17 protein-coding genes and 1 pseudogene are annotated in these 25,215 nt (G+C 35.8%); 7 read left to right on the forward strand and 11 right to left on the reverse strand.

From position 1 onward, the window contains the following. On the reverse strand, positions 1-6,757 hold a 6,757-nt coding region (locus E7Z77_RS03440), incomplete at its 3' end, for a Cna B-type domain-containing protein (RefSeq protein ID WP_292750275.1). Between the two features lie 1,258 nt (positions 6,758-8,015). Here E7Z77_RS03440 and E7Z77_RS03445 point away from each other — a divergent pair. Beyond that, positions 8,016-9,128: a radical SAM protein gene (locus E7Z77_RS03445; RefSeq protein ID WP_292750277.1), complete on the forward strand. Its 1,113-nt coding sequence runs from the start codon at positions 8,016-8,018 to the stop codon at positions 9,126-9,128. A 165-nt stretch (positions 9,129-9,293) separates the two neighbouring features. On the opposite strand, the gene E7Z77_RS03450 is transcribed toward E7Z77_RS03445, so the two are convergent. From E7Z77_RS03450 to E7Z77_RS03460, 3 genes and pseudogenes are all read right to left on the reverse strand, one after another. After that, positions 9,294-9,815, reverse strand: coding sequence for an AAA family ATPase (locus E7Z77_RS03450; RefSeq protein WP_292750279.1), 522 nt, complete (start codon positions 9,813-9,815; stop codon positions 9,294-9,296). A 104-nt stretch (positions 9,816-9,919) separates the two neighbouring features. Further along, positions 9,920-10,684 (reverse strand): annotated as a pseudogene (locus E7Z77_RS03455) (ParA family protein); the annotation flags it as partial. Between the two features lie 415 nt (positions 10,685-11,099). Then, the gene (locus E7Z77_RS03460; RefSeq protein ID WP_292750282.1) at positions 11,100-12,401 is read right to left on the reverse strand and encodes a TrpB-like pyridoxal phosphate-dependent enzyme; all 1,302 of its coding nucleotides are present in this window, start codon (positions 12,399-12,401) and stop codon (positions 11,100-11,102) included. Between the two features lie 91 nt (positions 12,402-12,492). Here E7Z77_RS03460 and E7Z77_RS03465 point away from each other — a divergent pair, with 91 nt between their 5' ends. Together E7Z77_RS03465 and E7Z77_RS03470 are read left to right on the forward strand one after the other, a co-directional pair. Beyond that, positions 12,493-13,521 (forward strand): DUF1786 domain-containing protein, encoded by a 1,029-nt coding sequence (locus tag E7Z77_RS03465; RefSeq protein WP_292750283.1) that lies wholly within the window; start codon positions 12,493-12,495, stop codon positions 13,519-13,521. A gap of 5 nt (positions 13,522-13,526) precedes the next feature. Further along, positions 13,527-14,186: a PHP domain-containing protein gene (locus E7Z77_RS03470; RefSeq protein ID WP_366510237.1), complete on the forward strand. Its 660-nt coding sequence runs from the start codon at positions 13,527-13,529 to the stop codon at positions 14,184-14,186. Between the two features lie 8 nt (positions 14,187-14,194). Here E7Z77_RS03470 and albA read toward each other — a convergent pair whose 3' ends face one another. From albA to E7Z77_RS03500, 6 genes are all read right to left on the reverse strand, one after another. Beyond that, positions 14,195-14,470, reverse strand: a complete 276-nt coding sequence (gene albA, locus E7Z77_RS03475; RefSeq protein ID WP_292750288.1) for a DNA-binding protein Alba — start codon at positions 14,468-14,470, stop codon at positions 14,195-14,197. A 199-nt stretch (positions 14,471-14,669) separates the two neighbouring features. Next, positions 14,670-16,202 (reverse strand): 2-isopropylmalate synthase, encoded by a 1,533-nt coding sequence (locus tag E7Z77_RS03480; RefSeq protein WP_292750291.1) that lies wholly within the window; start codon positions 16,200-16,202, stop codon positions 14,670-14,672. 44 nt (positions 16,203-16,246) lie between these two features. After that, complete coding sequence (locus E7Z77_RS03485; protein ID WP_292750294.1) at positions 16,247-17,449, reverse strand: PQQ-binding-like beta-propeller repeat protein; 1,203 nt, start codon at positions 17,447-17,449, stop codon at positions 16,247-16,249. Between the two features lie 11 nt (positions 17,450-17,460). Then, entirely contained in the window at positions 17,461-18,615 is a 1,155-nt protein-coding gene (locus E7Z77_RS03490) for an ABC transporter permease (protein ID WP_292750297.1), read from the reverse strand. Beyond that, positions 18,602-19,651 carry an ATP-binding cassette domain-containing protein gene (locus E7Z77_RS03495; RefSeq protein WP_292750300.1) on the reverse strand — a complete coding sequence of 350 codons (1,050 nt, stop codon included), beginning with the start codon at positions 19,649-19,651 and terminating at the stop codon, positions 18,602-18,604. The genes E7Z77_RS03490 and E7Z77_RS03495 overlap by 14 nt, the downstream gene beginning before the upstream one ends. Continuing rightward, positions 19,635-20,048: a PadR family transcriptional regulator gene (locus E7Z77_RS03500; protein ID WP_292750302.1), complete on the reverse strand. Its 414-nt coding sequence runs from the start codon at positions 20,046-20,048 to the stop codon at positions 19,635-19,637. Before E7Z77_RS03500 ends, E7Z77_RS03495 begins: the two co-directional genes overlap by 17 nt. 67 nt (positions 20,049-20,115) lie before the next feature. Between E7Z77_RS03500 and E7Z77_RS03505 the strand changes: the two genes are divergently transcribed. After that, complete coding sequence (locus E7Z77_RS03505) at positions 20,116-20,847, forward strand: sugar phosphate isomerase/epimerase family protein (RefSeq protein ID WP_292750305.1); 732 nt, start codon at positions 20,116-20,118, stop codon at positions 20,845-20,847. Here E7Z77_RS03505 and E7Z77_RS03510 read toward each other — a convergent pair. After that, positions 20,828-21,622, reverse strand: coding sequence for an HAD family hydrolase (locus E7Z77_RS03510; protein WP_292750308.1), 795 nt, complete (start codon positions 21,620-21,622; stop codon positions 20,828-20,830). The genes E7Z77_RS03505 and E7Z77_RS03510 overlap by 20 nt on opposite strands. A gap of 208 nt (positions 21,623-21,830) precedes the next feature. Here E7Z77_RS03510 and gatA point away from each other — a divergent pair, with 208 nt between their 5' ends. The 3 genes from gatA (at position 21,831) to E7Z77_RS03525 (ending at position 25,215) form a co-directional block, all read left to right on the forward strand. Further along, entirely contained in the window at positions 21,831-23,201 is a 1,371-nt protein-coding gene (gene gatA / locus E7Z77_RS03515; RefSeq protein WP_292750311.1) for an Asp-tRNA(Asn)/Glu-tRNA(Gln) amidotransferase subunit GatA, read from the forward strand. A 92-nt stretch (positions 23,202-23,293) separates the two neighbouring features. After that, complete coding sequence (locus E7Z77_RS03520; RefSeq protein WP_292750314.1) at positions 23,294-24,790, forward strand: DJ-1/PfpI family protein; 1,497 nt, start codon at positions 23,294-23,296, stop codon at positions 24,788-24,790. Continuing rightward, positions 24,790-25,215 (forward strand): hypothetical protein, encoded by a 426-nt coding sequence (locus tag E7Z77_RS03525; protein ID WP_292750316.1) that lies wholly within the window; start codon positions 24,790-24,792, stop codon positions 25,213-25,215. The genes E7Z77_RS03520 and E7Z77_RS03525 overlap by 1 nt, the downstream gene beginning before the upstream one ends.

Genomic DNA, 25,215 nt, shown 5'->3' on the forward strand with positions numbered 1-25,215 from the left:
TAGCAACCCTGACACCATCAGCCAATAAATAAACAGTAATATTAGCAGGTCTAGTACCCCAAGCATTATTACCATCATTCCAAATCTTGGTAGCATTAACAACAGTAACCAAAGTGTTATTAACAGTCCAATTATAAGCAGTGCTATTATCAACCACACTTACATACTCAACAGAAATAACACCAGCAGGAACATTAGTCATATTAACAGTAACATTCAATTCCTCAATAGAATATTTAATAGGATCATTACCATTAAAGACAGTCAAATTAGTAAACTCATGATACCAACCATTAGACTCATTCAAAGTAGCATTAGCAACCCTGACACCATCAGCCAATAAATAAACAGTAATATTAGCAGGTCTAGTACCCCAAGCATTATTACCATCAATCCAAATTTTGGTAACATCAACAACAGTAATCAATGTGTTATTAACAGTCCAGTTATACGCAGTACTATTACTAATCACACTTACATACTCAAGAGCACGAACACCAGCAGGAACATTAGTCATATTAACAGTAACATTATCTTCTTCAATAGTATAATTAATCTTTTCAGTACCATTAAATACTGTTAAATTTTCGAAAGAATGATACCAATTATTAGACCGATTCAATGTAGCATTAGCAATCCTAGTACCATCAGCTAATAAGTAAACAGTAATATTATCAGGTCTAGTACCCCAAGCATTATTACCATCATCCCAATATTTAGTAACATTTACACTAGTCATAGGAACATGAATGTTAGTAACAGTCACAAATGCAGTAGTTCCATTAGTACCATTAATTACAGTTAAGTAACCATCAATTGGCAATTCTCGAATTGTATAATTAATTACACTATCATTTTCATCTGTAATATTTAAATTATCGAAAACATATGTCCAATTGTTAGTGTCGTTTAAAACTACTTCACTTACTAAACCAGTGTCATTATACAATTGAATAGTAACATTATCAGGTCTGATACCATCATAATCGTCATAATCATCCCAAACCTTAGTTACATTGATTTCGGATACATCATAGATGATAATCCATGTCACGTTTGAAATCTCTGTGTAATAAGTAGTTCTAAGATAATTTGCATCGATTCTGTATCTTCCAACAGAATATCCTGTAAGATTTAAGCGTATACTACCTCTAATATCAGTTATATCGGAAGGATCTGGTTCTTCGCCAACACCGATTTTGGTTATAGTGTAGAATATCTCTTGATTGTCTTCTAAATCATCAAGATAAACAAGATTACCATCACCACTGTTTTCCCAGCCAATGACCGGAGTTTGGTCAATAGCGTCTGTTGTTTTGGTAGTTCGGTTACCATGATTATAGAACTCATATGTAATATTATTTATAGTAACATTACTTTGAGCATCCTTACTATGGATACCGTTAGCGATATTGTCTCCACCTATATGCCAGATTTCTACAATTATCTCTTCACCTAAACGGTAAACTGTACCTTTTTTAGGAGATATTGGTAAGGCCCAAGAGTGTGCCAAGTTGTCATATAACCTTGTGTCATATACTTTCAAAGTAGAGTCTTCAACATAAATTGCAGATCCGTTTCCGAATTCCGCAGTATTGTTGTAGAAATTACCTTGAATGGTTGCATTGGCTGTACCTGATACGATGAATGCACCACCAATACCATAACCATCACTAATATTTCCTAACGCATGATTGCTTATGAATGTTGAGTTTTCAACATCTAAATCGTTAGAAGAAATGATGTTTGCAAAACCACCTTTTAGAGCAGTGTTATTAAATGCATAGATTTGGTTAAAGTTTAAACTTTCATCTTCACTGTATATTGCACCACCAGAGCGGGTAGCACGATTTGATGAAATGTTGTTGCTTGTGAAATTAGTAACCTCATCATCATAACCATAAATATATACTGCACCACCATAGGAGGTAGCTTTATTAAATGTAATGTTGTTATCAGTAAATTCTGAACTTGATCCGTCTATATAAATTGCACCACCGAAGTTAGCTTCATTATAGGACATTTGGTTGTCTGAAAATTCAGAGCCATGTCCGGAAATATAAACTCCACCACCGGAATTTGCATCATTATATAAAATGTCATTATTTGTAAATGTGGCATTATCACCTTCAATATCTATTGCACCACCGGCCAAAGCATGATTATCTATGAACTTAGAATTATTAACGGTAGCATTAACTCCAGAGAGATATGATGAACCACCATAAAATCCTGCAGTGTTGTTTGTGGATGTGACATTATCCAGAGATGTGAAATTACCATCAGTAAATATTGCACCACCATTTTCTTCAGCAATACAATTTGAAAGGCTTACATTTACAAACTTACAATCGTTACCATCAACGTATACTCCTCCACCGGTATAAGCGATATTATTGTTCAGGTTACAATTCATAATTGTGGTATTGTTACCATTAATGTAAGATGAACCACCATGATATGCAGTGTTGTGAATGGAAGTAACATTGTCGAAAACATCGTTGTTACCTTCAACGTAAACAGCACCACCAAATTGGGTAGCATTACAATTGGAAAGAGCCACATTTTCAAAGGTACAGTTGTCACCAGAAACGTATAGTCCACCACCATTGTCAGTAGCACTATTATTGTCCAAGTTACAGTTCCTAACAATTACTTCATTACCCGCAATATATGAGGAACCACCTTCCACAGCAGTGTTGTGAATAGAAGTAACATTATCAAATAAGGCTTTATCACCTTCAACGTAAACAGCACCACCTAGAGTACCAGCCTCATTGTTGGATGCGCTAACGTTGATGATTTGAGAACCTATACCGCCACCAATGTTCAATGCTCCACCACGTAATTCAGCAGAGTTATTGTCAAGGTTGGAATTTTTAACTGTTACGTTACTACCACGGATGAATGTAGAACCACCAAGTCTAGCAGTGTTGTTGTTAGAGTGAGTACCATCTACAAGAATATTGTCACCAACAATATCGAATGCACCACCTAAACCGGTATTCTCAGATCCATTGTAAATAGCTCTGTTATTGTTCAACTCACCACCTGTAACGATAATGTCAGTACCGTTAATGAATGCAGCACCACCACGTTGAGCAGTGTTGTTATCAGCAGTAATATTAGTCAATCTAGTACCATTTGAGTTAACATAAATAGCACCACCCATAAGGCCTGCCCTATTGTTAGATACGCTAACATTTTCAACTGTACAACCATCACCAGCAATGTTAATACCACCACCACGTAAATCAGCAGAGTTATTGTCCAAGTTACAATTTTGAACAGTTACATCATTACCACGGATGAATGTAGAACCACCACGATAAGCAGTGTTATTGTTAGAGTGAGTACCATCTACAAGAATATTGTCACCAACAATATCGAATGCACCACCTAAACCGGTATTCTCAGATCCATTGTAAATAGCTCTGTTATTGTTCAACTCACCACCTGTAACGATAATGTCAGTACCGTTAATGAATGCAGCACCACCACGTTGAGCAGTGTTGTTATCAGCAGTAATATTAGTCAATCTAGTACCATTTGAGTTAACATAAATAGCACCACCCATAAGGCCTGCCCTATTGTTGGATACGTCAACGTTTTCAATAGTACAGTTGTCACCTGCAACGTTAATACCACCACCACGTAAGTCAGCAATATTGTTGTCCAGGATACAGTCTTTTACAACGGTGTTGTTACCACGAACGAATGTGGAACCTCCACGATGAGCTGTGTTGTTTACTGAAGTAACGTTGATGAATTTACAGTCGTTACCTACAACGTCTACAGCACCACCAAGACCGGAAGTTTCAGGTTCACTATCATTGTAAATAGCTTTGTTGTCGTTGAACACTGAATGTGAAATGGTAATGTTGTTACCTTCAATGTATACAGCACCACCACGTTTAGCACTGTTATTGACAGAGTGGATATCATAAATGTCTAAATCACTGGATTTGATGTATATTGCTCCACCTTCATTGGTTGCGAAGTTATTGGACACATCGATGTCGTGAACATCACAGTTTGCACCAGCAAGGTCTAATCCTCCACCTCTACCGGATTCTTCAGTTCCGTTGAAAAGAGCTCTGTTATTATCTAAAGTACAATTGTAAACTGTAGTATCGTTACCTATAATAAATGTAGAACCTCCTCTGGAAGCGGTATTGTTAACGGAAGTAACATTGTAGAATGTTGCATTGTTACCTCTAACATATACAGCACCACCTTCGGCACCTGCATTGTTGTCGGATACATCTACGTTATAAACTGTACAATTGTTACCGAAAATGTTCAAACCTCCACCACGGAGAGTAGCATTGTTTCCGTCAAAGATACAATCGTGAACAACAATGTTTTCACCGTAAATGAATGTTGAACCACCAAGCAAAGCTGTGTTGTTGGTAGAGTTAATATTATAAATTTTTAAATCATCGGATTTGATGTATATTGCTCCACCTTCACCGTCTGCACGGTTATCGGACACTTCAAGGTCGTGAACTTGACAGTTTGCACCAGCAAGGTCCAATGCACCACCTCTACCGGAACCTTCAGTTCCATTGAAGATAGCTCTGTTATTGTCTAAAACACCATTTATAACTTTAGTATTGTCCCCTTCTACAAAAGTGGAACCTCCTCTGGAAGCTGTATTGTTAATGGATGTTACATCTTCAAATGATGCGTTATGACCTCTAACATAAATAGCACCACCGTCGGTACCTGCATTGTTGTTGGACACTTCAACGTCTGTTGCGTTGAAATTGTTACCGTAAACGTTTAAACCTCCGCCTCTAAAGGTAGCGTTGTTATTGTCAAATGTTGAGTTTGTAACTTTTGTATTATTACCACGGATAAATCCGGCACCACCACGAGAAGCAGTGTTGTTGGTACAAGTAACAGTTAAAAGAGTACAATGGTCACCAATAACGTCAATAGCACCACCTACACCGGAGTCAGGATCTGCAGTGTTATTATTGAAGTTTGAATTGGCAATGTAGGTATTTTCACCTATGATATAAACTCCTGCACCATTGTTCGCAGTGTTATCGGTAAAGTTTGTATTGATAACTTTTGTATTTGGACCTTCGATGTATACTGTACCATTGACAGCAGAGTTATCATGTAAGGTTGAATTTTCAAAATGAGTTCCCCAACCATAAATGTAAACAGCACCACCATCATTTGAAGCCTTATTGTTCTCAAAGACGGTATTGAAGACTTTGGTATCATTACCATACACATAAACAGCAGCTGCATTACCGCTTGCATTGAATGTCAAATCCTCATCATGCTTCCAATACCATTCACCATTTTGATCTGGAATGTATTGACCATTTTCATATCTGTAAAGTGTTTGATTTGTACGTCCTCCATCCTCTACATTATGCCATCTGGCTATACACAATGAACTAGTTTGACCTTCAGTTTTTGCAACATTATTTATAAAGTTACAATTGTCAAGTGTAATATTATTTCCTTGAGTATTAAGACCCCAGAATCCGTCATGGTCGTGGTCAATTCCACCAACCATAACAGCGGAACCTTGTCCACCAGTGTTATTGATGAAATCACAGTTTCTTATAATTACATTGTTATGACTTATTCCAAGTGCACCACCATATTCGCCTGTTCCTGTACAATTAATAAACTTACAGTTATCAAGCACTTGAGGTCCTGAAATATAATAACCAGTCTCGGTGTAATTTCCATGTATATAAACTGCAAACCATCTAGAAGTAATATTGATAAAATTACAATTAATTAAACTACTTGCAACTTCTTGAGGACCACCACGATATTCGTCTGAAAGACAAAAAGCACCACCGTGATTAGCAGAGCTTGTATTAATAAAGTTACATCCAACCAGTTTGGCACCGAAGAGAACACCGAACTGACCGCTACCGTCATCAACACCATTATCACCAGGATAAGTTTGTTTACAGTTGGTGAAATTAACATTAGTCAGTGTTGTTGGCTGAGGATTACGAGCACCAGTAGAATCATAGGCACTTCCATATATGAAAAACATTTGCTGATTTGTCTCAATATTATTAAAAACAACATTTGTCAAAGATCCGCTACAGAATTCAAACATTCTCCCGGAAGACTTTAAATTTTCAAAAGTAACGTCCACTAAATCATAACCATTAGCAGTAGTATATTTCCCGTTTTGTTGAGCGCCTCTGAAACCAAATACATTTCCATCATCACCCACTTCAAATGTAGCAACTTGAGATGGATCATCTTCACTTCCTCCAAAAATCTTAACATTTTGAATAGTATGCCGCCCTGAAACAGTCTGATAAGTTCCCTGTCTATAGGTTCCACCATTTAGATATATTACATCTCCAGGTTGAGCATTTATAATTCTATTAAATATATCAGCTATTGTGTCACCAGTATGAAAATTATATGTAGCACCTAGCACAGGCTCATCATTAACAGCACCAAGAAGTTCAGAATCTTTCTCAGCGCCTAAAGTTGTTAAACTATCATCATTATTTATTTCAAAATCATTACTAGCACCAAGAACGTTTAAACCGTTCGCAGCACCAAGTATTTTATCATCATTATCATTATTTATTTCTGTATTATTACTAGAAAGCAATAATTTAGTTTTCTTTTTATAACCATCTATTTCAATTTCATCTATTTCACTGTCCGTACGCAATGAATTGTTACCTGCTTCATCGATAGAATCCACAGCCAAAGTGTTTGAAGTTCCCTCGAATGGATTTGCATCAGACATCGATAGAGTATTTAGTTCACCCGTGTTTTGGTCGTATGTTAGATTTTCACTTGCCGCCACAAATGAAATCGAAAATATCGTTAAAAATAGTATTAAAGTTAAAAACATATATCGCTTGAAATGCATAAATATCTCCTTTTCTAAACTTAATACCGTTTAACTTTAATTCTAATGAAAACTTTTTGCCTTTTAATAATAAGAAATAATGGAAAAAAACTTGCGAAAATTAATACATATAATACTAAAATATAGCACTATCGTTTTAATTTAACCAACGGAAAACTTTGCCTTAAATAATATACAAATACAAAAAAACTTCGAAATACAATAAATAATACTAAATCAGCACTATCGTTAAATTTAACCAAGTGAAAACATTTGTCCTTAAATAATATACAATATAATAGAAAAAAATTTTGGAATAATACAATAAAATACAAAAAAGCACTTTAAATGTATCAATTGATATATTGAACTTTAACTTATATAAATCTTTATATTGTAACCTGGAAGATGTAAAATAAATTAAACTCTTAAAGAATTGATAAAAAAAAGTAGGATAATAAATAAAATAAATATATAACTATAAGCGGCCACTGAAAAACATTAGATCCCTAATGATTTAAAGTAACCGGTTTGACTGATGCCAATACCTATGTAAATATAGCAAATAGTTATATTTAGATTATTTATTATTGGGTTAATACCCAATTCTTTCTATTTAAAATTTGGACTAAAATTAAATAGAAAGCCCGATTGTTTTTTTTACTAGGTTAGCTCCTAGAATTGAATCATGATTGCTCATGATTAAGCTTGGTTAAAGCTTTCGACAGTCCCTAAATTTAAGTAGGAATCTATCTAATTCCGATTTTTTTCAAATATTTAATACTATTTTTTAACAAATTTTTCATTAACATACATGCTCTAATTATATCTGCTATAATCCAAACATATATGCATATTAATTTATTACAAATTGTTCAATATAAAGTTTACTATAATATTTTGTTTTTATACAATAGAACAAAAAAAAATCTGAATAGTATATTTAACATTGAGCAAAAAGATATACTAAAAAATTAAAATTTGGAATTTTATTAAAAAAAGGAATGTAATATTTATATTACATTTGTAGAAATAATTGCATAAAATATACCCAGTCAAATGAATTCGTTCATAATTATTGTTAATTAATAACATCACAAAAAATACTGTGAAACTCAATTTTTATTTAATATAATATTAATATATAATCAGTATGAGTACATTAGAAAAGATGAAAGTCCTAACAGACTCTGCGCAATATGATCTTTGCGACTATGTCAGCCACAACAAAAGTTCACAGATCAATTTGCCTGGAATTTATGAAGCGATAGGCCATAACGGCTGTAAGATTCCTCTTTTCAAAACATTGCTTACCAACAAGTGTAAAAATGACTGCAAATACTGCATTAACCAATCTAAAAGGAACTTTACAAGATTGGAACTGTCACCTGAAGAACTTGCAAAGGCATTTCTTGGATACTACAACAGAGGTCTGGTTAACGGTTTATTCTTAAGTTCAGGTATATCAGGCGATGTGGACTCTACTATGGAAAAGCAAATAGAAACCATCCATCTGCTTAGAAACAAATATGGTTATGATGACTATATCCATCTTAAAGTTGTTCCCGGAGCAAGCAAGGATTCCATTGCTAGGGCAATGGCGCTGGCTAACAGGGTAAGTATCAATATAGAGGCCGCAACACCATCCGGTCTTGCTGAACTGTCATCCACAAAAGATTACAACAAGGATATATTAAAAAGATTGTCATGGATAAACTCTCTACAGAACAAAAGCACTACATATCCAAATTCTACCCATACTACACAGCTGATTGTCGGTGCAAACAATGAAAGTGACAAGGAAATATTAAGTAGAATGGAGAAAATTTACAAAAAATCCGATTTAAAGAGAACATATTTCTCCGCATTTACACCAATCGAAGAAACGGATTTTGGAAATAAACAAGCCTGTTCAACAGATAGAACTGCAAAATTGTATAATGCAGATAGTCTGCTTAATGATTATCATTATAAGGTTAAGGAACTTGTATTTGATGAAAACGATAAGTTATCACTCGAACAGGATCCGAAGATTCTGGCTGCAAAAAATATGGACATCTTTCCTGTAGAAATTAACAGCGCACCCCTTGTGGAACTTATAAGAGTTCCCGGAATCGGTGTGAAATCAGCTCGCAAAATCATATCTATTCGCAAAAAAAGGCCATTCTCCAATAAAGAACAGCTTAGAAATTTAGGTGTTGTAGTCGATAGGGCAGAACCTTACATAAAAATAAGTGGTGAATATCAAACCACTTTTGATTTTTAGGTTTTTCATTAAATTATATTAATATTGAAAGAATTTGACCTGATTAAAATTACAGGAAAATGAATCATAATAATAGAAAATATCAATATATAATATATTATTAATAAAATATACCAAATACGATTTCAAGTGTAAAATAGATTAAAAAAATTATATTAAAAAAATTTAGTAATCATCAAACAATGCCCATATTTCAGGGTATTTTTTAGCAACGGCCTCTTCAATTAAAAGGGATGCTTCTTTTGAAATACTAAATTCCGGTTCGGTTTTTCTTAAATATCTAAAAACAGCTGAAGATCTTGAAGACCATAAGGTAATTCTTGGATTCTTATCAACAATCTCTTTTACCTCAGCTACATGTTCTTCTTGAATTTTGATTTCTTGTGATGTTTGTACAGTTTCTTCGCTGCTACTATCGCCAGATAAGTTTTCGGATTCGCTAACAGCCACTTGTACCTCTTCCTGTGGGACAGGCTCTTCAGAGACACTGCTTGCAGCGGAATCTTCAGTATTCTCTTGATCATCTTCTTCCTCAATTTGTTCGAATATGGTTTTTTCTTCTATGCTAGATTCTTCATTTTCATTTAGCAAATCTTCAAGAGATTGGGTAGAATTACTGTCAAAATCTTCATTATAATAATCAGGAATCAATGAATCTAATCCTTTTCCAAGACCTTTTCTAGCCATTATTTACCTCCCATACTCCTTTCCAAATTTCTTTTAACCATCTTAAATTGGCTTTTGCCTTTAACGTCAATATTTTTTCTAGCTTCATTCAATTGAACATTTTCATCTCTTTGAATAATTTCCTTAGCTAACTTCAAATAGGCTTTTGTACCTGTACTTTCAGGGTCATAAATTAAGCAAGGTTTTCCGAAACTAGGAGCTTCAGCTAATCTAATATTTCTTGGAATGATAGTTTTAAATAATAAATTTGATTCACCAAAGTAACTTTTAAGTTCCTTGTGAACATCCTTACTAAGCCTTGTTCTCCTATCAAATAGAGTAAGGAGAATTCCTTTTATTGGAGTGGGACTTCTAAGTCTTCTTTCAACTAATTTTATTGTATTAATTAAATCAGCGACACCTTCCAAAGCATAATACTCAGCTTGGATAGGTATTAAAACACTATCTGAAGCTACTAATGCATTGACAGTAAGTACGCCTAATGAAGGTGGTAAATCTATGAATATGTAATCAAATAATGGTACAACATCTTTAAGAGTTTCCTGTAGGACAATATGATAATTTTCACGTCTGGAAAGCTCCATTCCAGCACCACTCAGGGATATATTACTTGGGATAATAAATAAATTTTTAATAAACGTAGGAATTGTTGCTTTTTTAACATTAATATCCCCAATTAGCGCATCGTATATTGTATTTTCTATCTTGGTCTTATCAATCCCAAAACTGGTTGTTGCATTAGCTTGGGGATCCATATCTACAACCAAGACAGATTTACCCATTACGGCTAGGGATGTTGCAGTATTAACAACGGTTGTTGTTTTTCCGCAGCCCCCTTTTTGATTCATCACAGCAATTACTTCACTCATTTAAAGAATTCTCCTATATCTGATAAGATTTAAGTTATCAGTTATGAATTATAACTTAAAATGCTTAAGGTTTAAAGAATAACTTTAAAGTTATTCAGTATAAGTTAAAAGGATTAAGTTAAATCTTTTAATTTAAAACTTAAAGGAAATAACTTATCAGTTTTAACTTCTAAGGGATAGGAATTAAGTTTTAAGTTAAAACGTTTAAGTTATAAAAAATAAGTTTTAAGAAATAACTTATCATAACTAACTTTTAACAAATAAGTTATATTTTATAACTTCTCTCTTATAAAGTATTTGTTTTCACAAATAAGTTATTAGTTATTTGTTAGTAGTTATAAGTTATAACATATAATAAAATACTAATAAGTTATAAGTTATAAGTAAAAAAAATTAAAAAAAATAAGAGGAAGAATTATTTAGCATTTTGCATTGTTCCTTCAAAATAGCTAGCATATCCTTTTAAATCCAACATTCCATGACCTGAGAAGTTCATGACAATTGTTTTCTCTTCACCAGTTTCTTTGCATTTTAAGGCTTGATCTATAGTAGCTTTAATTGCATGTGTAGTTTCAGGAGCCGGTAAGACACCTTCAGTACGTGCAAAAGTAATTCCCGCTTCGAAACAGTCTCTTTGATGGACGGCAGTAGGATTAATGAAGCCTTCCTTAGTTAAAAGTGAAACAATAGGAGACATTCCATGGTATCTTAATCCTCCGGCGTGGACTGAAGGAGCAACAAAGTCATGACCTAAAGTAAACATCTTGAGCATTGGAGTAAATCCGTTGGAATCACCAAAGTCGTAGTCATAAGATCCCTGGGTAAGTGTTGGACATGCGGTAGGCTCAACTGCGATAAATTCAGTTTCGGAGTTTCCATCTATTTTATCCTTAATGAATGGGAACAAAGAGCCTGCGAAGTTACTTCCACCACCTGCACATGCTATCATCACATCAGGAGTTTCTTCAGCAATCTCCAATTGGGTTTTCATTTCCTGACCGATGATTGTTTGATGGAGCATTACATGGTTTAAAACACTTCCTAAAGAGTATTTTACTTCATCATTTTCTAAAGCCTCTTCCATAGCTTCTGAAATAGCTACACCCAATGAACCAGGATGGTCCGGGTTGTCAGCCAGGACTTGGCGTCCGACATTTGTATTTTCACTTGGGGAAGCGTAAACGTTTCCGTTATAGATGTTCATGATGTTTTTCCTGTCAGGCTTCTGGTTGAAAGATACCTTAACCATATAAACTGTACATTCCAAATCAAGAAGATTACATGCAAGGGATAAAGCAGTACCCCATTGGCCTGCACCTGTTTCTGTAGTCAACCTTTCAACACCTTCCTTTTTAGCAAAATATGCCTGAGGAATAGCGGAATTTAGCTTATGGGAACCTGTAGGGGAGGTGTCTTCCCTTTTGAAGTAGATTTTAGCGGGGGTATTGAGGTACTCTTCAAGCCTGTTGGCCCTTACCAAAGGAGTAGGTCTTCCCATTTCCATATATAATTCTCTCACTTCTTCAGGAATTGTAATATAGCGTTCACTGGCAAATTCCTGTTCTAAAGCTGATTTTGTAAATGCGAGTTGTAATGATGCGATTTGGTCTTTTCCTTCACTGTTTTTAGGAGCGGGAAGTTCACAAGGCAAATCCGCAAGCATATTGTACCATTTTTTTGGCACTTCATCTGATGATAATTCAATTTTATAAGTCATAATAATAAGTTGTATGATGTACTATTTAAAGCTTTGTTGTACAAAAATGTACTATTAAATATATTAATATCATAAGAACCAATTAAAGACTATGAGAATATTAGCAATTGATGTGGGAACAGGAACCCAGGATATAATGATATATGACACTGAAAAGGAACTGGAAAACTCAATTAAGATAGTTCTACCCTCTCCGCACCTGTTCATATCCCAACAGATAAGGGAAACAGAAAATGACATTTATTTCAATGGAGAAATCATGGGCGGAGGAAAAATTAAAAAGAGTATCCTGGAACATATGGAAAAAGGATATAAAGTCGTGATGGAACCTAAATGCGCTAAAACCATTCGTGACAATATCGAACAGGTAAAGGCATTGGGAATTGAAATAGCTGACGATTCAAAGGAATACAAGGATTACTCAAAAATCACCTTGGGCGACATAAACATTACAAAACTATCCGAATTCCTCTTGGGCTATGACCTTGATTTCGACATCGATAAGATTGCAATAGCTGTGCAGGACCATGGCTATAATGAAAACATGGGCGACAGGGACTTCAGATTTGAAAAGATAAGGGAAAAGGTATCCGAGCCGATATCCCCACTTGAATTCGGCTTCAAAGATGACATACCGGATTACTTTACAAGAATGAAGGCAGTTAGAAGACAGGTTAAAGATGAAGGAATCGACGATGTGCCTTTAGTGATGGATACAAAGTTCGCATCAATTGCCGGAATGTGCTATGACGAAGAGGCCATGAAATTAAACAGTTACATCGTCATTGATATCGGGAACGGACATACGACAGCCGCTTCCATAGAAAATGATAAAATTCAGGGTGTCTTTGAACATCACACATCAAGCCTAACCGGAGAATCCCTTGAAAGATACATCAAAAGACTGGCTTCCGGTGAAATTACACATGAGGAAGTTCATGAAGACTTTGGGCACGGCGCACATGTATTAAATCCAATATCAAAAATTGAGAAGGTCATTGTAAGCGGACCGAAAAGAGAACTGATTGAAAAGACCGGCTTGGACTGGCACCATGCAGCTCCCGGAGGGGACGTCATGATGACCGGAACAGTAGGTTTGATTAAAACAGCAATGAGATAGATAAAATGTTTAAAATGGACTCCCACATTCACAGCGAATACTCGCCGGATTCAAATTCAAAAATTGATGATATTCTAAAAACCGCCAATGAAAGAAATATTGACATAATTGCAATAAGTGATCATAATACCGTTGACGGAACAAGTGAAGTTATGCAAAAAACAAGGAATACAGATATACTTGCCATTCCATCTATTGAAATTTCTTCAAGTAAAGGCCATATTCTTGGTTTTGGGTGTGAGGAAAATATACCTCGTGACTTAGAACCGGCAGATACTATTGACAGAATTCATGATTTAGGTGGTCTTGCAATAATACCTCATCCATACTGTTTTTACAGACATGGTCTGTTATGCAAAAGTGATTATAGGGACTTGAAAATTGATGCGATTGAAACAAAAAATGCCAGATTCATAGTGGGATACTGCAACAGAAAGGGAAAAAATCTATCAAAAAAGGAAAGCATTCCCGGATTGGGTGCAAGCGATGCTCATTACTGGAAATTTGTAGGAGATTGCTACAGTTTAATAGAATGTGAAAAAGATATTGACAGTGTATTGAAAGCAATAAAAAAAGGCAAAGTGAAAGCCCAAGGAAAAGGAACTTCAAATATTCTGCTTTCAAAATATCTCTTTGAAAGGAATATCCTAAAGAAATTTGATTAAAAAGAGTTTCATTCACTCTTTTCAATTAAAATTTCTATAATGGAAACATTAGTTTTTTCGTTGTTATAGTTTTCAATTTCTTCAGTAGAAATTTGAATATCTGTAACATCAGCTTCTGGAACAAACCTATTTCTAACGATTTCAGCAGCGTCAACTGCACGACTAATAGCTTTTCCCCTTGCACGAAGAACAACACTATCAGATCCTTCATTAAATTGAGTAACAACTGCCAAAACATAATTCATAACAGGTTTACTTCCAACAAATATTGTATTATTCTCCATTTTAATTCACCATATAACTATTAGTCATAGATGTATATAAAATTTTACATATTTAACTAATAATTATTAAACAGTGAAATACTATTAATGAATATTTTATAAAGTATATATAAATATAAAAATGAATTTTTGAACATAAGAAAGCATTAAAAAAAATAAATAAAAAAAATATAAAAAAATTGAAAAAAATTAAATAATATTAAATTGACCTTTTAATCAGCAGCAATTTATTTATCGAATCAAGAATCGCCAATATACTGGCCATTACAATATCCTGATTGATTGACCTTCCGGTGGACGTGTTGCCCTCAGGATCCGAACAGATTACAAATACGTCCGCCAAAGCATCGGTACCGCCGTTAATAGCTTCCAGATTATACTCTTCAAGTTCAATATTGACTGTGTCATGAATCAAAGTACGAATAGCTTTCAATGATGCGTCAACAGGACCTACACCAGTACTTGCAGTTTCCTTTTCGACGCCGTCGATTTCCAGCTTGACTGTAGCAGTAGGTGAAACGTTTGCCCCCATGGAAATGCTTAATCCTTTAATGACAATAGGAGTTTCGCGAGCTGAAGAAAGTTCAGTGATTGCAATAGCTACCAAATCATCGTCGGTGACGCATTTACCACTATCGCCTAAGGATTTGATTTCATCAAAAACTTTGCAGAACTGTTCTTCATTCAAGTCAATATGATACTCCTTAAGCTTGGATTTCAATGCATTGGCTCCGGTGTGTTTGCCCAAAACAATGCGCCTGGAGTGACCCACCATTTCAGGAGAAATCGGTTCATAAGTTGATGAATTGTTTAAGATACCATGGACATGGATGCCTGATTCATGCGCAAAGGCATTGTCGCCGACAATAGGCTTGTTTACAGGCATCTTCACACCTGTCAATCTGCCTACCAGATTGGATAAACTGTATAGTCTAGTGGTGTCAAGACCCAAATCTATTCCATAGGCAACCTTAAGCGTCATGACCAATTCCTCCAAAGAGCAGTTACCTGTCCTTTCACCTAATCCATTGACTGTTACATGAGCCTGATTAGCTCCGCATTCAATAGCTGTCAATGTATTTGCGGTAGCAAGTCCGAAATCATTGTGGAAATGTACGCTTATTGGAATGCTGAATTGATCTTTAAGATATGTAATCAGTTCGCGGGCATGGACCGGAGTCAATACGCCAACAGTGTCTGGAACATCCAAAAAATCACATCCGGCATCAATAACTTCGCCAAATACCTCAGTCAAGAATTCTTTTTCTGTTCGTGTGGCATCTTCAGCTGAAAACTCCACAGTCAGGCCATGGTCCTTAGCATATTCAATTGCTTCGACAGCGGTTTCGATGATTTTTTCCTTTGACATTTTAAGTTTATAATCACGATGTAGCGGGGAAGTGCCAATGAAAGAATGAACATAGCCTAAATCGGCATCAATGACAGCATCGATGTCACTTTTAAGTGAACGTGCCAAACCAACAAGGGTTGAATCCAAATCTAAAGCACCAATTCTTTTGGCTGATTCTATTTCACCTTTGGAAGATGCGGGAAAACCGACTTCAATCTTGTCAACTCCCAGGTTGTTGAGCTTCTGGGCGATTTGGATTTTTTCATCAACAGTCAAGGCGACGCCGGGAGTTTGCTCGCCGTCCCTTAAGGTTGTATCAAAAATGTAGATTTTATCGGCCAGATTCATATTTTCATTTTTCTGAATTTCAATATTTCTCATCGAATTACACCTTGATAATAGTTATATCTTAATGAAATAAAAAATTATTTTTTATTTTTGAGTTTTCTTGCAACAACTATGGCTAAAACAATTACAATTATTAGAATAGCTATTGAATAATACATTTGGGTTGATCCCGGAACTTCATGCTTATCTATATTCAATGAATAAAGATATCCTGCATCGTCACCGAAAAAGAGGCTGTTGCCATAGATGACCGGTGAGGAAGTAATTGCAGAATTGAACAATACAGTACCAGGATTATAAGTGAATTCCTCAATACCTGTATATTTATTCAAGACATATAAATTGCCGTTGTTGGATGCGAATGCAATCAAATTATCCTTTAATGCTGCTGTTGAGCGAATCTTATCACCGACAGGATGGCTCCACTTTACGGTTCCGTCCCTGATGTCGATGCATGTCAAATTGCCCTCATCCGAACCTATATATACGCTGCAGTCATGTTCATTGATTGTCGGTGAAGAAACTATCTTATTGTTCAAATCCACTTTCCAAATCAAATCCCCTTCAGACTCGTTCAAGCAATATAAATTGCCGTCGCTTGAACCGAAAATGACAGTATCGTTGACAAAAGCCGGAGAAGAGAGGATTTCATCGCCTGTTGTAAAATCCCAATTTGTCTTATTATCTGTTCCAACGCAGTATAATTTGGCATTTGTTGAACCGATATAGATTGAATCGTTGACTACTATCGGTGAAGACTTAAGTTCACCGTCCAATTTTACATCTAAAACCGCATCACCCTTCTTATCCAAACCGTATAGATGACCGTCATTGCTTCCAAAGTATACTACATCATCATCGAAAAATGGAGTTGATTCAACGCAATCGCAATCATATTCCCATTCGATTTCATGGTCGTTGATGTCAATGGCCTTCAAACCATCTTCACATCCTATATACAGCATGCTGGAATTCAGGATTGGTGAAGAATTTGTCTTGGCGTCCAAATCCAAGTCCCATTCCTTTTCACCGGTCTCCATGTTTATGGCATTCAAAATTCCATCCGCTGAAACTACATAAATATAATCCTCATAAATTGCAGGGGAGGAATGAACAGGAGATCCCATATTGAAAGTCCAAAGATTAGTTACGAAATCGGATGCGTCCTCCCTATAACCGCTGTGGTCTATTCCACCAGCAAATGAATTCCAATTTTCTGCAGCAATTGGAGATAAGCATACAAGACATATTATAAAACCAATTAAAAATTTTTTAAACATTATTAAACCCCCTATACATCCCTGTTAAATCTTTTTACTCCAACTATAAAGAACAAAAGAGTAAAACCTAATAAAACTACTAAGTCAAACCAGACATCACCTAAAGTTTGTCCCTTAAGCATGATTCCCCTCATGGCATCATTCAAGTATGTCAATGGAAATATGTAAGCCAGCTTCTGTAAAATCCAAGGCATTGTTTCTATCGGATAAAATACTCCTGAAACAAACATCATTGGCATCGAAAACGGAAGGGATATCTGAGCATAGTCCTCCTGTGTTGAAGTTCTTGCAGAAAGCATGATACCAAAGCCGACAAAACACAATGCTCCAACGACAAGGACAATGAAGGTCTGCAGGAAACCGCCCTTGATGCTGACATTGAACAATAATACCGCCATGAAAATTAATATCAATGCCCTTACCAATTCGATTAATAGCTTTGCGGCTATCTTTCCGCCTATAACTGTGGAGACTGAAGTCGGGGTCATGAACAATCTTGCAAGTTCGCCTGTTTCCCTTTCACCTGCTATTGTTGCGCCCATACCCATCATACAGCTCATCATTATTGTCATTCCTAAAATCGCCGGAACCAAAAAGTCAATGTATTTGATATTCCCATAAATCCTGTTGATGTGTAGACTGATGTCATCCTTAAAATTATTCAACGAATGGCCTAAGGAAGGAGCCACATTGGCATTCTGTGTTGAAACGCTGGTTTGAGCGGCTACCATATTGGACAATCTATAAAAGATTCCCTGGGTTGAAGATTCAAGGATTTGAGATGCCATCTGATCTGACGTATCAAGGTAAAGGGACACTGATTTCTGCCTGGACGAATTGTCATCATAATCGGATGGCAGAATTATGGCCGCTTTAACCTCGCCCGAATCTACCCTCTCTTTACCGTCACTCAGGCTGTCAATCACTTCAACAACATGATATGTTTCTGTTGATTTGATTGTGTCAAGTGTCAAATCAGTCAAATTGCCGTCACTTTGGGAAACTACAACTATCGGCAAATCTGTCATTTCTCCACCCATTCCATAACCAAAAAGCAAAATCATGATTATTGGAAAGGCCAGGATTGATATCAATCTTGCAGGATGTCTTTTTAAACTGATCAATTCTTTTTTAATCATCCACCAGAATTTCTTAGGCTCTATCATCTTCATTCACCTCAGATGTTGATTTAATAAATACATCTTCAAGAGACGGTTCTTCAGTGTAAATCGATTTGATAATAGCTCCTGAAGAAATTATCTGATTCAATACATTTTGAACAGCCATATCATCAAAGCTGTCAATTCTTAAATTTATTCTGCCGTTTTTAGCTATTTCCATACTTTTTACATCTTCTGATTGGTTAATGGATTCAAGAATGCTGTCATCACAATCCTTTAAAAGAACTGACATCTTCTTTTGGCTAAGCTTTTCCAAATCATCATTGCATGAAAGTGAAACTTCATTCTCATCTGAAATCTTGCTCAGGGCATTTGTGATTTCCTGCTTATTGCTTTCCAAAAGAGCATCCTTAAGACCTTGAGGCGTATCATAAGCTACAAGATTGCCTGTATTGATGATTCCAACATTGTCACAAAGCATATCCACTTCGTGCATATCATGGGAACACAATATTATTGTATGCCCATTATCATTCAATTCCCTTATCAAGTCCCATAATGTGCGTTTTGTAGTCGGATCAAGCCCTATGGTAGGTTCATCCAAAAATAGAATGTCAGGCCTGTGAACCAGACTGGCAACAAGGGAAGCCTTTTGTTTTTGACCTCCTGAAAGCTGTCCAACACGCTTGTCCTTTGCATATTTAATGTCAACAAGTTCCATTAAATCCTCTATACGTGAATCCCTTTCATCCTTGGGAACTCCATAATAGTCCGCACACAACTGTGAGTTTTCCATTACAGTCAAATCCTTATACAAGCTGACCTGCTGAGGAACCATTCCCAAAAGGTTTCTTACATCATCAGGATTTTTTTGAACATCAAAACCACCGACAGTTGCTCTTCCTGATGTAGGCTGTATCAAACAAGTGAGCATTTTAATTGTAGTTGTTTTACCCGCTCCATTCGGACCCAACATTCCGAAAATGGTTTCTTTGGGAATCTCCAAGTTAAGAGAATTAACAGCAATAAAGCCCTTATCGTAAATTTTGGTAAGATTTTCCGTTTCAATTGCGTTTTTCATTGTTAAACTCCCTTCCTGTCATGTCTTCAAAAAAAGTTAACCAATAAGGATTTTCCAATAAGGAATTCATACTTTTCTGAATCTGATTAAGAAGTTCTGTTCCCTCATCGGTTATTGAATAATACTTTACCCGCTTATTATTTTCATTCACTTTCCACTCACCAACAATCAAACCCTTTTTTTCCATTTTTGATAAAATCGGATATATCTTGCTGGAATTGAAGTTCAATTCGCAATTCGAATTCTCAAAATTAAAGAATTCCTCCAATTTCTTCATGATGCCATAACCGTGAATAGGCTCCTTAGAGATAATCCAGAGAATCAGCTTATGTGTTATTCCATTGGAAAAGTGTTTAAGGAGCTTTTGGCGAGTTTCATCAAAATTTTCATCTGTCATTTTTCACCTTATGTCAAAATTTGATATATATAAGCATTTATTATATTTACATTACTAATATATAAACATGAAATTAGGTTTCACAACACTTTCACTATTCATGGAAGACAACAACAAGATAATTGACTTGGCAAAAAAGCATGGATTTGAAATAATTGAAATTCTCGGGGAAGGTCCCTTCTATGAAAAGGATAACTTTGAATTCAGGGATTGTGGCCTTGACATGAGAATCCATGCGGCAACAGTAGACATAAACATAGCAAGCCTGAACAAGGGAATCAGAAATGAAAGTGTAAAGCAAATGATTCACTGCGGCCAATATGCCGAAGAAATAAATGCAAAAACAATAACTGTACATCCGGGAATAATCGGTAGAAACGAACCGCATTTAAGAAAATGGGCCTTGGAAATAGCATGTGAGAGCATTGGTGAGATAATCGACAATACCAATGTTGAAATTTCTGTGGAAAACATGCCTGTCCGAGGAAAATTCCTAGGAAATACCGTTGAAGAAATAGAAATGATTCAGGAAGCGACAGGCTGCAGCCTGACAATAGATACCGGTCATGGAAACACATGCGGCAATCTGGAAGAAATGCTGGAGTTAAAAAATATAAGCTATTGTCATTTGAATGATAACGATGGAATTAAAGACCAGCACATCACGCTGGGTGAAGGAACTTTAGACCTGAATCTGCTTAAAAAGATTGATACTGCAATCATCGAGTTAAACAACTTTGACAATATCCTGAAAAGCCAAGAAGTCATTAAAAATTTATTTAAAAGTCAATCATGGTGACTTCGAAAATGTCTTCGATAATATAATCCGTCTTGTCCATCATCTTAGGGGATACCTCTTCCTGCTGTTCGATTGTCAGGACACTTACATCGGCCTTTTTAAATGCGAGTATGTCATTGAGGCCGTCTCCAACCATCATTACCTTATATCCGCCTTCCTTCAGGATTGATACGACTTCGCATTTGCCTCGGGTAGAAACAGTTCCGAAGGCATTACCTTCCGGAACATCCAACATGTTAGCCAATCTATTGATGGCACCTTTTCTGTCTCCTGACGCGATGAATATTTCGATTCCACGAGATTTTAATGTTTCAACAGTTTCAAAGACCTTAGGGAAAAATTTGCCTGCTGAAGTGATGGTGTATGCAACAACGCCCAAATCCATATCAACAATCAGTGCAGATCCGTTGCACAGCTCCATGTGCGGAATCTTTTCACGCAAAATGTCAAATCCGTCGGTAATGTCTGAAACTTTCGTGAGACTTTCACGGTCAAGAATCTCCTTAACATCAGCCTTTGAGACCTGACGGGTTGAAAAACTTATATCAAAATCAATATCATATTCCTTAATGACATCGGAAATCAAAGTATCGGAATCCAGTTCTATAAGTTTATTAGTATTGAATTGAAGTACAACTAAAGCCAAGGCATCGGCTGCTTCAATCAAATCCAAAGAGTTAATATCAGTAAATATATTGCCATTTAAAACATCTTTAATAACTCTAAATCTTTCTATTAAAGTTCCGGAATTATCAAAAACAACTGCCTTTTTCATATTATCATGCCCTCATAACATGTATAAAACTATCAAGCATATACCAATAGCCATGTTTTATATAGTCTTTGTTTTTTAAACTTAAAAAAATTATTATTAGATTAAAATAGTTTGTATTATCTTTGAGTTTTGTTATGAAAAAAAACAACTATATAAACATTGAAAAATAAAATAATAATATTATAATTTACGATTATTAGGTGTTTTAATGAGCGTTATTGAAAAATTAAACTCCATTAAAAATGGAGAAATGACAGCTAAAGAAAATGTAGAAAATTACATTAAAGTTATTGACGAAAATAACGAAGCCATTAATGCATTTATTGAATTAAACTATGAAAATGCATTAAAACAAGCCGAAATTATTGATGAAAAAATAGCTAATGGTGAAGAAGTCGGTGCTTTGGCTGGATTAGTATTTGGTATTAAAGCAAACATTAATGTTGAAGACCTGATTATTTCAGCAGCTTCCAAAACATTGGAAGACTACATTGGAAGCTACAATGCAACCGTTGTCAATGAAATATTAGCTGAAGACGGAATAATCATCGGTATTTTAAATATGGATGAATTCGCAGCAGGAAGTTCAACAGAAACTTCATACTACGGACCTACCCAAAACCCTGCCGCAATGGGCAGAATCCCTGGAGGTTCAAGCGGAGGATGTGCAGCTGCAATCGCTGCAAAAATGTGTGACATATCAATCGGTTCAGACACAGGCGGATCCATCAGAAACCCTGCTTCACACTGTGGTGTTTTAGGATTCAAACCAACCTACGGTGCCGTTTCAAGACAAGGATTGCTTGACCTATCAATGAGTCTAGACCAAATCGGACCACTTGCAGATGATGTAAGCGGTATTGCACTTGCCTTAAATACAATTGCAAACTACGATGAAACCGAATGTACTACCCTTGACTGGGAAAAACCGGATTTCACTGAAGTGCTGGATGAAACTTCCCTTGAAGGCATGAAAATAGCTGTGTGCAGTGAATTCATTGACGTTACAGATGATGAAATCAATAAAACCGTCAATAAAGCTATTCAAAAACTAGTGGATGCAGGCGCCGAGCTTGTAGAGGTAAGCTTTGATTATATCGACTTATGTCTGCCGACCTACTACCTGATCAACTATGTGGAATTCTTCTCAGCCACCAGAAAATATGATGGAAGAGACTACGGTTACAGAATCGAAGAGGTTTGTGGAGAAGAAGTGTTAAGAAGAATTAAAATCGGTTCCCATATTGCAGAAGCTGAATTCAGTGGTAAATACTACAAACAAGCATTAAAAGCAAGGTCAGTTATTAGGGCAGAAATCACTTCAATGCTTGAAAATGTAGACCTGATTGTAGGACCTACCGTGCCTAAACTTCCTCACGAAATCGGAACTGAATTAGAACCAATGGAAATGTATGCATACGACATATTGACCGTTATAGCTAACCTTGCTGGAATTCCAGCAGCAAGCATTCCGGCAGGAGAAGTCGACGGCATTCCTGTAGGATTACAATTGCAGGCAAAACCATTGGATGACTTAAAAATTATTAAAGCTATGAGTGTTTTTGAAAACACTCAATAAACTCTTTTTTTTGTAAATTATTTTACACTTGAAACATACCTCTAAAATTTTTATACTTTTAAAATACAATAGAATATCAAGAGGTTATTTTTATGACAAGAATTGGACTTGCTTATGTTAGTGGGGCTGTTCCGGGATTTGAAGATTTTGGAAACCTGCCAACAGATATTGTTAAGGAAAACGGACTTGTTGATGGATTGAAAGCCAGTGAAGAATTGGACGCGTTGATAATTCCTGGCGGAACATTAATTGAGTCAAACGATATCAACATGGATTTGAACACTGAAATTAAAAAAATGGCACGTGATGGAAAACCTGTCATCGGAATTTGCGCCGGTTTTCAACTGCTGTCAAATCAGATAGATATCGGCAGAAAATCACCGGTGCCTATTGTAAAAGACGGCCTTGGCATAATTGATGTGAACTTTTCACCTCTGATTACAAGCGACCGCGTTAAAGCAAAAGTGTTTGACAATTCATTTTTCGTTAAAAACCAGACAGAAGATGTCGATGGCTTCCATACACACACATACGGTAAAGTGGAAGGAGATGCAAAGCCATTGTTCTATTCACAAGTCCAAAGAATGAACTATGGGGATACCAATGAAAAGGGAGAATATAATATCTTCTCCGGTGCCTGCAATGATGACGGCAATGTTATCGGTACAATGATTCACGGCATTCTTGATGAAAACCCAATTCTTGTAAAAAACCTACTTGAACAAATAGATGCTACAAATATTGATGAAATTTACAATAGAAATGTTGAAGTCAAAAAATATCTGCATAGTGAAGTTGGTATTCACAACAACATAAAGGTGCCTCAACTAAAAGATAAGCCTGAAAAGCCAAAATACCTGATGATTGGAAGCAACGGATCAGATTCTGGTAAAACATTTATTCTGACAGGCCTTGCAGGCGCACTGAGAAAAAGAGGTTATAAGGTTGCACTGCTCAAAGTCGGTCCTGATGTTCGTGACATTATACCAGGATTATATTTGACAAAGGGAAAGATGGAGGAATTCGCATCTGTAAAAATTGGTCATTTGGGTTGGGCCGACATAGAATCTACAATAGCAAGACTCAATTCTTCCGACTATGACATCGTCCTTATAGAAGGTGTCATGAGCGTGTTTACCGGTCTTTTGAATGAAAAGGTACCGTTTTCAGCTGCAGAAATCGCAATGTCTTCAAAAATACCGATGATACTGGCTTCAGGTGTTAATAAAGGTGGAATAGAATCTGCCGCAATTGATCTAGTTTCACATGCAAACATGCTTAAAAAATTCGGAATTCCGGTAGAAGCAATACTGCTGAACAAGGTATATAATGATGATATATTCGACCAAGTAGTGCCTTATATCAGAAACAATACAAATGTCGAAAAGGTATTGAAGCTTCCAAAATTAAAATCCGCCGACATGAGAGGATTCATTCCTGAAGTTGAAATAAGATATGAACTGTTCACAAGCCATGCAATGGAACTGATTGAAAACAATCTGGACATAGAAGAAATAATCGATATGGCTCGTGAAGTTGAATTTGAAAAGATTTATACATTTGATGAAATTAAAAGTAAGGTGATTTAATGGCTCTTAACTTAAGCCCAGAACCGGGCGTTAAACTTACAAAAAAAGATAGGGCTCATGTTCTTAAAAAAATGAAACAAGGATGGAAAGCAACTTGTTTGATTCCAGATTACGTGTTTGATGAAAATGGGGATATCCAAATAGGATCCGATAAAAATCGTCGTGTAGTCAAAATTGTCAAAATAAAAGAGGATGGAATCTACATAGAAAAAGCTCTGAAAAGTAAAAACTTGAGAATAGTTTGGGACAAAGTAGCCCTAATGAAAAAATCAAATGAAGTAAAGGATGGATTAGAGATAAAAATGCATGATGGGAAATATGTTGCCTTCAGTATCTATAATTCATACAAAATCCAACAGATTACCCAATTCATTGTAGATTATATCAATGATAAAAAGTTTAATAATGCTAATATGTATAATTAG

This window comes from Methanobrevibacter sp. (assembly GCF_015062985.1).
Classification (GTDB): Archaea; Methanobacteriota; Methanobacteria; order Methanobacteriales; family Methanobacteriaceae; genus Methanocatella.

Excerpts from the sequence above, each read along its gene's own strand:
- E7Z77_RS03480 (WP_292750291.1), bottom strand. The coding sequence starts at position 16,202 with ATGAGAAATATTGAAATTCAGAAAAATGAAAATATGAATCTGGCCGAT.
- E7Z77_RS03465 (WP_292750283.1), top strand. The coding sequence starts at position 12,493 with ATGAGAATATTAGCAATTGATGTGGGAACAGGAACCCAGGATATAATG.
- E7Z77_RS03510 (WP_292750308.1), bottom strand. The coding sequence starts at position 21,622 with ATGAAAAAGGCAGTTGTTTTTGATAATTCCGGAACTTTAATAGAAAGA.
- E7Z77_RS03485 (WP_292750294.1), bottom strand. The coding sequence starts at position 17,449 with ATGTTTAAAAAATTTTTAATTGGTTTTATAATATGTCTTGTATGCTTA.
- E7Z77_RS03500 (WP_292750302.1), bottom strand. The coding sequence starts at position 20,048 with ATGACAGATGAAAATTTTGATGAAACTCGCCAAAAGCTCCTTAAACAC.
- E7Z77_RS03460 (WP_292750282.1), bottom strand. The coding sequence starts at position 12,401 with ATGACTTATAAAATTGAATTATCATCAGATGAAGTGCCAAAAAAATGG.
- E7Z77_RS03505 (WP_292750305.1), top strand. The coding sequence starts at position 20,116 with ATGAAATTAGGTTTCACAACACTTTCACTATTCATGGAAGACAACAAC.
- E7Z77_RS03490 (WP_292750297.1), bottom strand. The coding sequence starts at position 18,615 with ATGATAGAGCCTAAGAAATTCTGGTGGATGATTAAAAAAGAATTGATC.
- E7Z77_RS03445 (WP_292750277.1), top strand. The coding sequence starts at position 8,016 with ATGAGTACATTAGAAAAGATGAAAGTCCTAACAGACTCTGCGCAATAT.
- E7Z77_RS03525 (WP_292750316.1), top strand. The coding sequence starts at position 24,790 with ATGGCTCTTAACTTAAGCCCAGAACCGGGCGTTAAACTTACAAAAAAA.
- E7Z77_RS03450 (WP_292750279.1), bottom strand. The coding sequence starts at position 9,815 with ATGGCTAGAAAAGGTCTTGGAAAAGGATTAGATTCATTGATTCCTGAT.
- gatA (WP_292750311.1), top strand. The coding sequence starts at position 21,831 with ATGAGCGTTATTGAAAAATTAAACTCCATTAAAAATGGAGAAATGACA.
- E7Z77_RS03520 (WP_292750314.1), top strand. The coding sequence starts at position 23,294 with ATGACAAGAATTGGACTTGCTTATGTTAGTGGGGCTGTTCCGGGATTT.
- E7Z77_RS03495 (WP_292750300.1), bottom strand. The coding sequence starts at position 19,651 with ATGAAAAACGCAATTGAAACGGAAAATCTTACCAAAATTTACGATAAG.
- albA (WP_292750288.1), bottom strand. The coding sequence starts at position 14,470 with ATGGAGAATAATACAATATTTGTTGGAAGTAAACCTGTTATGAATTAT.
- E7Z77_RS03470 (WP_366510237.1), top strand. The coding sequence starts at position 13,527 with ATGTTTAAAATGGACTCCCACATTCACAGCGAATACTCGCCGGATTCA.